Source organism: Rhodanobacter sp. UC4452_H20 (assembly GCF_052978205.1).
In genome coordinates, this window is sequence record NZ_CM129662.1 from 2,107,191 (window position 1) to 2,120,177 (window position 12,987).

General features: G+C 67.5%; 11 protein-coding genes. 1 reads left to right on the top strand and 10 read right to left on the bottom strand.

The features are described from left to right. Positions 1-9 precede the first annotated feature (9 nt). Both ACVCMC_RS09980 and ACVCMC_RS09985 read right to left on the bottom strand, forming a co-directional pair. A complete protein-coding gene (locus ACVCMC_RS09980) occupies positions 10-1,887 on the bottom strand; it encodes a M48 family metallopeptidase (RefSeq protein WP_447097149.1) in 1,878 nt (625 codons plus the stop codon). Between the two features lie 50 nt (positions 1,888-1,937). Further along, positions 1,938-2,525: a LemA family protein gene (locus ACVCMC_RS09985; protein WP_447097150.1), complete on the bottom strand. Its 588-nt coding sequence runs from the start codon at positions 2,523-2,525 to the stop codon at positions 1,938-1,940. 55 nt (positions 2,526-2,580) lie between these two features. Here ACVCMC_RS09985 and ACVCMC_RS09990 point away from each other — a divergent pair, with 55 nt between their 5' ends. Then, positions 2,581-3,861, top strand: coding sequence for a serine hydrolase domain-containing protein (locus tag ACVCMC_RS09990; RefSeq protein ID WP_395116554.1), 1,281 nt, complete (start codon positions 2,581-2,583; stop codon positions 3,859-3,861). Positions 3,862-4,137: 276 nt separating this feature from the next. Here ACVCMC_RS09990 and ACVCMC_RS09995 read toward each other — a convergent pair whose 3' ends face one another. From ACVCMC_RS09995 to ACVCMC_RS10030, 8 genes are all read right to left on the bottom strand, one after another. Further along, on the bottom strand, positions 4,138-5,157 hold the full coding sequence (locus ACVCMC_RS09995) for an energy transducer TonB (protein WP_447097151.1): 1,020 nt from the start codon (positions 5,155-5,157) through the stop codon (positions 4,138-4,140). 331 nt (positions 5,158-5,488) lie between these two features. After that, positions 5,489-6,040 carry a met regulon transcriptional regulator MetJ gene (gene metJ, locus ACVCMC_RS10000; RefSeq protein WP_395116550.1) on the bottom strand — a complete coding sequence of 184 codons (552 nt, stop codon included), beginning with the start codon at positions 6,038-6,040 and terminating at the stop codon, positions 5,489-5,491. A 183-nt stretch (positions 6,041-6,223) separates the two neighbouring features. Further along, positions 6,224-6,502, bottom strand: a complete 279-nt coding sequence (locus ACVCMC_RS10005) for a hypothetical protein (protein WP_447097152.1) — start codon at positions 6,500-6,502, stop codon at positions 6,224-6,226. A 147-nt stretch (positions 6,503-6,649) separates the two neighbouring features. Beyond that, complete coding sequence (gene gcvH / locus ACVCMC_RS10010) at positions 6,650-7,045, bottom strand: glycine cleavage system protein GcvH (RefSeq protein WP_395116546.1); 396 nt, start codon at positions 7,043-7,045, stop codon at positions 6,650-6,652. 84 nt (positions 7,046-7,129) lie between these two features. Continuing rightward, positions 7,130-8,230 (bottom strand): glycine cleavage system aminomethyltransferase GcvT, encoded by a 1,101-nt coding sequence (gcvT, locus tag ACVCMC_RS10015; RefSeq protein WP_447097153.1) that lies wholly within the window; start codon positions 8,228-8,230, stop codon positions 7,130-7,132. A 79-nt stretch (positions 8,231-8,309) separates the two neighbouring features. Next, on the bottom strand, positions 8,310-10,178 hold the full coding sequence (gene cysN / locus ACVCMC_RS10020; protein WP_447097154.1) for a sulfate adenylyltransferase subunit CysN: 1,869 nt from the start codon (positions 10,176-10,178) through the stop codon (positions 8,310-8,312). Continuing rightward, positions 10,178-11,089, bottom strand: a complete 912-nt coding sequence (gene cysD / locus ACVCMC_RS10025) for a sulfate adenylyltransferase subunit CysD (RefSeq protein ID WP_447097155.1) — start codon at positions 11,087-11,089, stop codon at positions 10,178-10,180. The genes cysN and cysD overlap by 1 nt, the downstream gene beginning before the upstream one ends. Positions 11,090-11,336: 247 nt before the next feature. Beyond that, positions 11,337-12,737 carry an amidase gene (locus ACVCMC_RS10030; protein WP_447097156.1) on the bottom strand — a complete coding sequence of 467 codons (1,401 nt, stop codon included), beginning with the start codon at positions 12,735-12,737 and terminating at the stop codon, positions 11,337-11,339. Between the last annotated feature and the right edge of the window lie 250 nt (positions 12,738-12,987).

Here is a 12,987-nt window from a genome sequence, read left to right on the forward strand (position 1 = left end):
GGCGCGTCCCTACAACGGCAGCGGGCAATGCAGGCTGGCGCAGATCACCCGCAGCAGTTCCGCCTCCTCCACGCTGATCTGGCCGTCGGCATGGACCGCGCGCAGCAAGGCCTGGATCACCAGTTCCTTGGCCATCGGGCTCAGGCCGTCCAGATCGTCCAGCGCGCGCTCGAACGACGCCTGCCAGGCCGCCGGTGGCGGCACCCACTCGATCGCCTCGCCGGGAAACGCCTGCTGCATCGCGAACAGCCACGCGCGCCTTGCGCCGGCCTCGTCCGAGCAGCCGGCTGCGGCGACAACGGTGCACACCAGGATCACGCTGTCACGCGCGGCCGGCAGTTTCTTCACGCCATCGACCGGCGCGCTGCGCGGCGCGCGTGCCTCGCTCAGCTGAATGCGCAGCAGCCGCGCCAGGCAGTACTCGTTGATGTCGACACGGCCATCCACCTTGACCAGATCGTCGAGCGTGCGCACCAGGGTCTGCTGGCGCCCGTCGGGCAGTTGCCTGAGCGCGGGAAACGCCAGCGAAACCAGCGGCAGGCGGGCGATCGGCGCCAGTGCGGCCACGGCGGAAGCCTGCGCCTGCACGGCGCGCTGTACGTCATCGCCGAACGCATCGGCGACGATCCGGCGCTGCGCGGGCTGCAACTCGGCCGCTGGTGACAGCGCCAGCGCCAGCATCACCGCGAGCGCGGATTCCGGCTGCTGCACGGCATCGTTCAAACTCGCCGGCATCGCCTGCTGCACGGCCGCGGCACGCTGGAAGGCCGGAGCAGCCGCCGCCACGCCGCCGGCCAGCACGCCGGTCAGCACCGGCGGCAACGACAACCCCGGCACGCCCGAGGCGGCGGTCGGTGCGCTCGCCGGCGGCGACGCCGCTTCGCGCTGCATCCCCGCCGCCATGCGCGCCAGGTCGGCCTCCTTGAAGCCTGGTTCCAGCGCGCGGATGCGCTCGAGCAGCGGCGGATGGGTGGCGAACAGCGCGTTGAAACTGCCGGCCTCGCCGAACAGCATGTGCGCCACCTCCTGCTTGTTGGCTGCCTGCAGTTGCGAACCCTCGCTGAGGATCGCGATCTTTTTCAGCGCGCCGGCGATGCCGTCGGCCTGGCGGGTGAACTGCACGGCCGATGCGTCGGCCAGCGACTCGCGCGAGCGCGCCACCGCGGCCTGGATCAGCCGCCCGAAGAAATAACCGATGTAGCCGACCACGATCAGCGCCAGGCCGATCATCCACACCTGTCCGCCACCGCGACGATTGCTGCGGCCACCGCCGAACCAGATCACCCGGCGCCCCACGACCGCCAATACCAGGATGCCGAACAGCAAGCCCATCAGGCGGATGTTCAGCCGCATGTCGCCATTGAGCACGTGGCTGAACTCGTGCGCGATCACGCCCTGCAGTTCGTCACGCGTGAGGTTGTCCAGGCAACCCTGCGTCACGCACACCGCCGCATCGGAGGCGGAGTAGCCTGCAGCGAAGGCGTTGATGCCCGGCTCGTCGGCCATCAGGTAGATGTCCGGCACCGGCACGCCGGCGGCGATGGCCACTTCCTCTATCACGTTGCGCAGCCGGCGCAGCGCGGGATCAGACGTGTCCGGCGGCACCACCGTCGCGCCCATGCTTTCGGCCACGCTCTTGCCGCCACCCGACAGGCTCATGATGCGGAACAGCGAACTGAGCCCGATGCCGGCCAGCACGATCACGCTGCTGCCCAGCAGCAGGTTCAGGTTGGACGCGGGCGGCTCACCGGGCGCCGGATGCTGACCAAGCGCAAACCAGACCACCGCGTCGATCGCCACCACGATGGCGATCACCGCCAGCACGAACAGGATCACCAGCCGCCGGCTGCTGCCGCGCACGCGCGCCTGTTGGGCGAAGAAATCCATGGAGGCTCCGACGGACGGTCAGCGGCGTCGCGGCCGCGATGCCGCGACGATCAGCTGAACGACACCTTCGGCACTTCGCGCACGGCGGGGTCTTCGATCTTCAGCGGCTCGGCGGCGGCAAACCCGAAGCTGTTGGCCACGAACGACGCAGGGAACACCTCGCGCTTGTTGTTGTAGGTCAGCACCGAATCGTTGTACGCCTGTCGCGCGAACGCCACGCGGTTCTCCGTCGAGGTGAGTTCCTCGGAGAGTTGCATCATGGTCTGGTTGGCCTTCAGGTCCGGATAGGCCTCCTGCAAGGCGAACAGATGGCCCAGGGTCTGGGTCAGCGCGTTCTCGCTGCTGGCCAGTTGCTGCATCGCCGCCGGATCGCCGGGATTGGCCTTGGCGCCGGCCAGGCCGTTGACCGCCGCATTGCGAGCTTGCACCACCGCCTCGAGCGTGCCGCGCTCGTGCGCGAGATAGCCCTTGGCGGTCTCGACCAGGTTCGGGATCAGGTCGTGCCGGCGGGTCAACTGCACGTCGATCTGCGCGAAGGCGTTCTTGTAGCTGTTGCGCGAGGTAACCAGTCCGTTGTAGATCGCCACGAAGTACAAGACAATCAGGACGACGACAACCAGAAAAATGATCAGGCCCATCGACAAGTTCTCCACCCAGAGGCGTATCCCCACGCCGGAACACCGCCAGAATACCATGCCGTTTCGCAAGATCTTCCTCGTGATCGCCGGCGGCCTCGGCCTGTCCTGCGCGCTCTTCTGCCGCCCGCTCACCGCCATGCCCGCCACCGCGCCGGCGCCATCGGCGGGCACGACGACGCTGCCGCCGGCACGCATCCGGAAAACCCTGGACGACTACAAGCGGTGGCTAAATCTGCTGGGCCAGCGCGACGCCGTCGCCGGCCTGGTCACCGCCGTGGTGGTCGACGACAAAGTGGTGTTCGAAGGCACCGTCGGCTACGCCGATGCCGCCACGCGCGAACCGGTGACGCCGACCACGGTGTTCCGACTGGCCTCGCTGTCCAAGGCCTTCGCCACCGCGATCACCGGCCTGCTGGTGGACGACGGCAAGCTCGATTGGGACACCCGCCTGATCGACGTGCTGCCCTACTTCAAGCTCAAGAACATGCAGGAGGCTGACCAGGCCACGGTCAGCGACATTCTCGGGCAGAAGATCGGCCTGCCGCGCAACACCTTCGACAACATGCTCGAGGGTGACATTCCCTACCAGGAACTGGTGCGCAAGCTGGACGAGGTGGACATGACCTGCGGCGTCGGCCAATGCTACGGCTACCAGAACGTGGCCTTCAGCATGATCGGCGACGTGGTGCTCGCGCGCACCGGCGACTTCTTTTACCACCTGGTCGACAAACGCCTGTTCTACCCGTTGGGCATGACCACGGCCACCTACGGTCGCGCCGGACTGGAGTCGAGCAAGAGCTGGGCGCGTCCACACCATGCGTCGCGCCACGGCTGGGTACCGTTCGAACCGAACGAAACCTACTACCGCGTGGCGCCGGCGGCCGGCGTCAACGCCAGCCTGCGCGACATGGAGAAATGGCTGATCGCGCAGATGGGCGGGCGACCGGACGTGCTGCCTGGCTCGCTGCTCGACGTGCTGCACGCACCCGGCGTCAGCACGCCCAGCGAACTGCACTCCTCCCCGTGGCGCCGCGCGCGGCTGACCGACGCGCACTACGCGCTCGGCTGGCGCGTCTACCGCTACGGCGGCGAAACCCTGATCTATCACGCCGGTGCAGTGGCCGGTTATCGCACCATGATCGGCTTCTTCCCGAAGTACAACGTCGGCGTGGTCACCCTGTGGAACTCCACCGGCCCGACGCCCAGCGGCCTGATGCCGATGGTGTTCGACGATCTGCTCGGCCTGCCGCACGTGGACTGGGCGCAGATCGAGAGCCCGCCGAAGAAAGCCACGCCGCGCAGGAAGGTTCGCAAGGCGACGCACCGGCGGCACTGAATCACGTCAGGCAGGCAGCGCATCGCGTCGAGCGCGCCCGACCGCGCAGGGCAACTCACGTCCTGAAGCTTGTGTCCCTCTCATGCTCGCCGGGGAGAATCCGGATGGGGTCGCTCCGACCAGGCCAGGAACTACGACCAGGCCAGCAACAAGGACAAGAGCTTTGCCCTCACACGGGGAACTTCCCTCGGTCGCCAGGCTCCCCCTGCAAGCAGGGGGAGGAGCTGTGCTCGCGCGTGTGACGCCCGGCTTCGAGGCTGAAAGGCTTGCCGCCTCTCAGAGCTTGAATTCGATCCGCTGCGTACGCTGGCTGGCCACCGGCACGCCATTTCTCATCGCCGGCGTGAACTGGTAGCGCGCCACGGCTTCCATGGCCGCCCGGTCGAAGATGCGCCGCGGTTCGGAGTCGACCACCTTGATGTCGCTGGTGGTGCCATCCGCATCGATCTGGAACGCCACCACGACCCAACCTTGCTGCCGCGCACGCACGGCCGAAGGTGGATAGTGCGGGGCGATGGCCTTCACCAGCACTGCTTCGGAGGTCTGGCCCGTGGGCGCCGCTGCGGCCGTCTCCGCCGAGGCGTTGTTGCTCGACGGCGCCGTGCCTGGCGCCGGCTTGGCCTGTGTCGTCTGCGCTGCCTGTTGCTGGGCCGCCTGGGCTGCCTGCTGCTGCGCGAGCTGCTCGGCGGCGGCCTTGTCGGCGGCGGCCTTCTGCGCCGCCAGCGCGGCAGCCTTCTGCTGATCCAGCGCCTGCTGCTGTTGCTGATCCAGCGTCTTGCGCTGGGCGTCGAGCTTGGAGCGCAGGATGGTCAGCGTGAAGTTGGTCGGATCGGCCTTGGAGAGCAGATCGATCTCGCGCTGCGCTTCGCCGAAGTCGCGCGAGTTGATCGCCTGCTCGGCCTGGTTGGCCGCGAACGGGAAGGTCTCGCGCAGCGCATCGGAGGCCACCTTGTTGCCCGGGTCCTTCTCCAGCACACGCAGGTAGAACTCGAATGCGTTGTTGCCGGCCGGCGCCAGATAACGCTGCTGGCCCATGGCCGAACGCGCTTCATCCACCAGCTGGTTGATGTCCATCCCCGCCACGTTGACCGGCGGCGGCGTCGCCCGCGTCACTGCGGTGACCGGCGTCGACGGATGCCCGCCCGAATCGGCCAGCATCAGTTCCTGATGCGGCTTGAGGATGAGAAACCACGCGCCGATGGCCAGCAGCACAAAGACGGCAATGATCGCGATGTAGGTCGGCCGGACGGCCCCACGCGCGCGCCGGCGCGTCTGAAGTGAATATCGGGTATCCATGGTCTCTCACTGAGTGTCGACAGATACCCGCGCTTTTTCCCCCTGTAGGAGCGGCGATCCCCCGGATACGCCGCGGCGCGGATGTGCAGAAGGTAACTCCAATGGCGCAGCACGGCAATGCCGCGTCCCCGGGCGGGCGCGCGTCGGCGCGGCGAAGATGGCAGGGGCGGCGACACGGTCACCCGCCTCATTGCGTACCCCGGAAATGAAGCGTCCCGGCCAGGCCGGGACGAACTTTCTCGAAGTGCTCCCCCCGCGCTGGGCACCGCGGGGGGAGAAGTCGATGGCATATCTTGTTGTGGGTGTCGCCTTGTTGCGTGTTGCGTGTGGCTTACTTCTTGGTCTTGGCCTTCGGCTTTGCGGTCTTGGTGGCCTTGACCACCTTCGCCGCCGCAGCCTTCTTCGGTGCAGCTTTCTTCGCCGGCTTCTTGGCGACCTTCTTCACCGCGACCTTCTTCACCGCGGCTTTCTTGGCAGCCGCCGGCTTGCGGACGGCCTTCTTCGCGGCAGCCTTCTTGGCGGCCGGCTTCTTGGCCGCCGGCTTCTTGGCCGCCGGCTTCTTGGCGGCAACCTTCTTGGCGGCCGGTTTCTTGGCAGCGGCCTTCTTGGCAGCCGGTTTCTTTGCAGCGGATTTCTTGGCAGTGGCCATGGTTCGTCTCAGCTCCTCATCAGTTGGCAGTGGTTGCCCAGTAAAAGCATGCAGGAACGCTTCAACCAGCAAGTCGCTGTTCGTCGCGTGCCGAAGATTGTTCACCTGTCGGTGGGTGCGCAAATCAGAAAGCCGTCGCAGGACATGCAGCGGAATCGAGACAGTGATCTTGCGAACTGCATTGGCTTTTTCACCGTGCTCGACATAGGGCTTGATGAATTTCGTTGTCGCCATAAAACGCATTCCCCGTGATCTGCTGCGAAAGCTATCCCCGAAGATTTCAACTGTCAATTGATTTTCGCCACGCGTCGGCGGCATCCCGAACGGCCATGGCCGCGGCAGGCCGCAGCCGGCAAGGCCGCGCCGACAGGGACCATATTCAACGTCGGACGTCTAGACGTCCATTCATTCAATCGCTCATTTCAAGAAACACGCTTCAAACCGCGTGAAACAGGCGATATTTGCAAATCGCGGCGTTATCTGCCGAATGCACTGCGCCGACGAACGCAGTGCCGCCAAGGCACTCGATTGCCACCCGACCCGGCCGTCTCCGGCAAATGAACGGAACACGACCGAGGGGAGCCCGGCGGTGGCGCCGATGACCGCGATCGCGGCGATCGCCGCGCCGAAGCGCGACGGGCGAAGACGAAACGCATCGACCGATGCTCGCGACGGGCGACGCGAAGGCGAGCTCATCCGCTCGCCCGAAAACACGATCCGACAGTTCGATGCATCGCCCGAAAGAGCACTCCATCGACATCACCGAACGCCGAGGCGAGCTCCAGAAATGCAACCGGCCGCACATGGCGGCCGGAGCATTCGACGCGGTTCGAAGCGGACGGGTCAGTGATCGTCGTTCTCGATCAGTTCCTGGTAATCGTTGGCATCGAGCAACTCGTCCAGTTCGGCACGATCGCTGGGACGCACGAGGAAGATCCAGCCGTCGCCGAAGGCGTCCTCGTTGATCGTCTCGGGCTTGTCGTTGAGCAGCTCGTTGACTTCGACGATCTCGCCCGACACCGGCGAATAGATGTCCGAAGCGGCCTTGACCGATTCCACCACGGCGGTGCCGGTGCCGGCCTTCACCGCGGCGCCGATCTCCGGCAGCTCCACGTAGACCAGGTCGCCCAACTGGCCCTGGGCATGGTCGGAAATGCCCACCCGGACCAGGCCGTCATCTTCCACGCGGGCCCATTCGTGGGATTTGAGGAACTTCAGATCGCCGGGAATCTCGCTCATGGTCGGGTCCAGTGGTTGGGTGGAAATGCGGTTACGGGTGGGGATTCTAGCGGCATTCGCCGTAAGGGAAAGGGCAACGCGCGATCAGATGCCGTCGCAGGGCTTGCCGTCGCGCACGAAGGGATATTTCACCTGGCGCACCGCCACCTCGCGGCCGCGGATGTCCACGTGCAGCGCGCCGCTGTCGCCGGCCGGCACGCGTGCGAAGGCAATCGCCTTGTCCAGGGTGGGGGCGAAGCTGCCGGAGAGGATCTCGCCCTCGCCGTTCGCCGCCAGCACCTTCTGGCCGTGGCGCAGCACGCCCTTCTCGTCGAGCACCACGCCGATCATCACGCGCGGCACGCCGGCGGCCTGCTGCTGCTCCAGTGCGGTGCGGCCGATGAAGTCGCGGCCCTCGTCCAGCGACACCGTCCAGCCCAGGTTGGCCTCCCACGGCGTCACGTCCTCGTCCATGTCCTGGCCGTACAGGTTCATGCCCGCTTCCAGGCGCAGGGTGTCGCGCGCGCCCAGCCCGGCCGGCTTCACGCCGGCGGCGAGCAACGCTTCCCACAGCGCCACTGCATGCTCTGCCGGCAGCATGATCTCGAACCCGTCCTCGCCGGTGTAGCCGGTGCGCGCCACGAACAACGGCATGCCGCCGGGGCCCTGCGCCGCGGCCGCGGCGAACTTGCCCAGCTTCTCGATGCGCGGGCGGTCGACCTCATGCAGCAGGCCGAGCACCTTCGCGCGCGCCTGCGGCCCCTGCACGGCGATCATCGCGAAGTCGGGGCGCTCCTTCACCTGCACGTCGAACGCCTTTGCCTGGCGCTCGATCCAGGCCAGGTCCTTGGCGCGGGTGGCGGCATTGACGACCAGCCGGAAGAACTCCTCGCCGAGGTAGTACACGATCAGGTCGTCGATCACCCCGCCGCGCTCGTTGAGCATGCACGAGTACAACGCCTTGCCGTGCACCTTCAGCTTGCCGACGTTGTTCGCCAGCAGGTGGCGCAGGAATTCGCGCGTGCGGGCGCCGTGCAGGTCGACCACGGTCATGTGCGAGACGTCGAACATGCCGGCGTCGCGGCGCACGGCGTGATGCTCCTCGATCTGCGAGCCGTAGTTGATCGGCATGTCCCAGCCGCCGAAATCGACCATCCGCGCGCCGAGCGCGCGATGGGTGGCGTTGAGTACGGTCTTCTCGGTCATCGCGGCGGCGCCCTGCTGATTGGGGAATGGGCCATTATCGCCGTCGGCACAGGGCAATCCAAGCCGTGCGGCAAAACGCTCAGTCGCCGGCGCCGCTGCGGTCGATGCCCGCCAGCAGTTCCGCGGTGAGCTGCTCGGCTAGTTGTTCGGCGCGCTGGCCGCCGCTGAGCAGGTGCACATCCGGCGACAGCGGGGGCTCGTACGGTGCGTCGACACCGGTGAAGTTGCGGATCTCGCCAGCGCGCGCCTTGCGGTAGAGACCTTTCGGGTCGCGCCGCTCGCACTCCTCCAGCGGCGCGTCGACGAACACCTCGACGAACTCCCCGCTGCCGAACAGCTCGCGCGCCGAGCGCCGCTCGCTGCGGTACGGCGAGATCGCGCTGACCAGCACGATCAGCCCGGCATCCACCATCAGGTGGGCGACCTCGGCGATGCGCCGGATGTTCTCGACACGGTCGGCGGGGGTGAAGCCCAGGTCCTTGTTGATGCCGTGGCGCACGTTGTCGCCGTCCAGCAGGTAGGTGTGGTAACCCAGCGCGTGCAGCTTGCGCTCGACCAGGTTGGCGATGGTGGACTTGCCGGCGCCGGACAGGCCGGTGAACCAAAGACACAGGGGGTGCTGCCCCTTGCTGGCGGCGCGCACGCGCTTGTCGATGTCCACGTGCTGCCAGTGCACGTTGCTGGAGCGGCCCAGCGCGAAGTCGAGCATGCCGCAGGCCACGGTGGCGTTGCTCTGGCGATCGATCAGGATGAAGCCGCCGAGATCGCGATTGGTCGCATACGACTCGAACGCGACCGCGTCGTCCAGGCCCACGGTGCAGTAACCGACCTCGTTGAGTTCGAGATGACGTGCCGCCAGCTGCGCCTGGCTGTTCACGTCGACCTTGTGCTTGATCGACATGATCCGCGCGTTGACCGTGCGCGTGCCGATCTTCAGCCGGTAGGTGCGGTTGGGCAGCAGGTTGCCGTCGCCCATCCACAAGAGGTGGCAGGTGAACTGGTCGGCCACCGGCGCCGGGCGCAGCGCGTCGGCGATCACGTCGCCGCGGCTGGCGTCGAGTTCGCGATCCAGGCACAGCGTCACCGCCTGGCCTTCGTCGGCACGCTCCAGGTCGCCGTCGAAGGTCACGATGCGCTCGATGCGCGCGCGCTGCACGCCCGGCTGCACCACGATCTCGTCGCCGCGCGCCACGCTGCCGCCGCAGATGGTACCGGCGTAGCCGCGGAACGACTGGTCCGGGCGGTTCACCCATTGCACCGGCATGCGGAAGTCGGCGGCGCGGAAGCGCGCGACTTCTGCGGTCTCCAGCCGCTCCAGCAGGCTGCCGCCGTCGTACCAGGGCATGCGCGGCGAGCGGCTGCCGACGTTGTCGCCATTCAGCGCGGACACCGGCAGGCAATGCACGTGTTCGATGCCCAGGCTGCGGGCCAGCTCGCGATACTCGGCGGCGATCGCCTCGTGCACGTCCTGGCGGTAATCGACCAGATCCATCTTGTTGACCGCCAGCAGCACGTGGCGGATGCCGAGCAGGCCGCATATATAAGTGTGCCGGCGCGTCTGCGTCAGCACGCCCTTGCGCGCGTCGACCAGCACCACCGCCAGCTCCGCGTTGGAGGCGCCGGTGGCCATGTTGCGGGTGTACTGCTCGTGGCCCGGGCAGTCGGCCACGATGAAGCTGCGCCGCGCGGTGTGGAAATAGCGGTAGGCCACGTCGATGGTGATGCCCTGCTCGCGCTCGGCGTCCAGGCCATCGGTGAGCAGGGCGAAATCGAGCACGCCCTCGTCGGCATCGGCATGCAGCCGGCGGCTTTCACGCGCCAGCGCCGCCAGCTGGTCGTCCGGCAGCATGCCGGCGTCATACAGCAGGCGACCGAGCAGGGTGCTCTTGCCGTCGTCCACGCTGCCGCAGGTGATGAAGCGCAGCAGTCCCTTCTCCGGTGCGGTCATCAGAAGTAACCCTCCTGCTTCTTGTGCTCCATCGACGCGGAGGGATCGTGGTCGATCACCCGGCCCTGCCGCTCGGAGGTGCGCGAGGCGGCCATCTCGTCGATGATCTTCTGCAAGGTGTCGGCGGACGACTCCACCGCGCCGGTCAGCGGGTAGCAGCCCAGCGTGCGAAAGCGCACCTCGCGCATTCGCACGCTCTCGCCCTCGCGCAGGGTGAAGCGGTCGTCGTCGACCATGATCAGCGCGCCGTCGCGCTCCACCACCGGGCGGGGTTTGGCGAAGTACAGCGGCACCAGCGGGATGCTTTCGCGCTGGATGTACAGCCACACGTCCATCTCGGTCCAGTTGGACAGCGGAAACACGCGCACGCTCTCGCCCTGGCGCACGAAGGTGTTGTAGTTGCGCCACAGCTCCGGCCGCTGGTTCTTCGGGTCCCAGCGATGCTGCGCGTTGCGGAAGGAGAACACGCGCTCCTTCGCCCGCGACTTCTCCTCGTCGCGGCGCGCGCCGCCGATGGCGGCGTCGAAACCGTGCTGGTCCAGCGCCTGCTTCAGCGACTGGGTCTTCATCACGTCGGTATGCACGGCCGCGCCGTGGGTGAGCGGCGAGATGCCCTGGCGCACGCCATCCTGGTTGATGTGCACCAGCACCTCCACGTCACCCGCCGCAGCCACCTGCTCGCGGAACGCGATCATCTCGCGGAACTTCCAGGTGGTGTCGACGTGCAGCAGCGGCATCGGCGGCTTCGCCGGATGGAACGCCTTGCGCAACAGGTGCAGCAGCACCGAGGAATCCTTGCCGATCGAATACAGCATCACCGGATGACGGAACGCCGCCTGCACTTCGCGGAAGATGTGGATGCTTTCGGCCTCGAGATCGTCGAGATGGGAACGCGGTGCAGTAGCCGTCATGGGGTAGCGAACTCGGCAGCAGGCAGGGCTGAAACGACGTCGCCCGCCGGGCGAACGACATCCTGGAAACTCGCAGTATAGATCGCGCGAACGCCGGTCCCCTGACGAACGGCCAAAGGAGTTCGCATATCGACATGGCGTGCCGGCCATACCCCTGAGGTACAGCGCCCCTGCATTAGTTGTAGGGCGGGCACTGCCCGCCGGCCACGGACGGCAAATGGCGGGCAGTGCCCGCCCTACCCGCGCGTCACTCCAGCACCGGGTAGGCCGGCTCGGCATCCAGCGTTGCGGCGCAGGCGGCGGCCAGCTCCAGCAGGCGCAGGTCGGAGCCGCGCGGGCCGACCAATTGGAGGCCCACCGGCAGGCCATCGGAGAGCTTGCCCATCGGCAGGCTCACCGCCGGACAACCGGCGAGGCTGGCGAAGCTGGTGAGGTCGGCGGCTGAATCCGGAGGCGGGCCATCCAGCGGAAACGCGCCTTGCGGCGTGGTCGGCAGCACCAGCACGTCGACCTGGGCGAACAGCCGGCGCATCTTCAACGTGGCCGCGTCCAGCACGCGGTCGGCCGTGGCGTAATCCGCGGCGCTCTTGCCGGCGGCGTAGCCGAGCATGCGCCGGAAGCGGTCGGACACGGGATGCTTCGCGTCAGGCGAAAGATCCTCGGCGAACGTGCCGAGCATTTCCGCCTCCATCAGCAGCAAGCCGGCGCGGCGGGTGCGGGCGAAGTTCCAGTCGTCGAAGTCGACCGTGCGGCGGTCGCTCAGCGCGTGCGGCAACCGGGCCAGCGCGGACTCGAACAGCTCGACCACCTCCGGCTGCACGCCGACCGCCGCCAGATCCGGCAGCAGGCCCGCGCGCAGGTGGCCCGGGTCCCAGTCCGGCAACGCGAACGCCACGCGGCGGCGACGCGAGCGCGCATCGTCGGCGTCGTAACCGGCGAGCACCTGCAGCAGTACGGTGAGGTCCTCGACGCTGCGCGCCAGCAGGCCCACCGAATCGAGCCGACGCGCAGCCGGCACCAAGCCGCGGGCGGAGATCTCGCCGTGCGTGGGCTTCAGCCCGTAGATACCGCAGTAACTCGCCGGGATGCGGATGGAGCCGAGGCTGTCCGAACCCACCGCCGCCACCGCCAGGCCCGCGGCCACCGCCGCGGCAGCGCCGCCGGAAGAGCCGCCCGCACTGTAGCCATGGCGATGCGGGTTGTGCGTGGCGCCGAAATGCGGGTTGTCGGTGGCCGCGCCCAGCGCGCCCTCGTCCATGTTGGTCTTGCCGATCACCACCGCGCCGGACGCGCGCAACCGTGCCACCACGTGGGCATCGTTCGCCGCCGGCTTGCGCCGCCCGGGCAGGCCGGCGCGAGTCGGCCAGCCGGCCATGTCGAGGTTGTCCTTCAGCGCCAGCGGGATGCCGTCGAGCCGGCCGATCACGCCGTCGCGGCGACGCCGATCGGCCATGTGCGCCTGTTCCTGCATCAGCCCGGGGCGCTGGTCGACGTAGCAGTTGAGCCGGGGATCGAGCCGCTCGATGGCCTGCTGGTAGACATCGGCCAGGGCTTCCGGCCGTACCCTGCCCGTGGCGAGCCAGTGCAGCAGTTGGCACAGCGATGCGCGGCGCAGGTCGATATCGGCGATCGGCGGCATCGAATTCATGAACTCTCCTAGGAGCGTGGGTGGTAGAAACTTCCGAGACGAAAAAGTGGATGCGCAAGGACGGATTTTCGACGGTTCGCGGGCCCATGGTGGTTCCATGGGTCAAGAACCGGCGGAAATACGGACCACGCAGCCGCTTTTGCAGCCCGGAAGATTTCTGCCACCCACGCTCCTTGGCAATACGGTTGCGATTATCACCGCCCGACCCGCGACGATTGCAAGCGGTGGCGCAGCACGCGTTGCTCTGCAT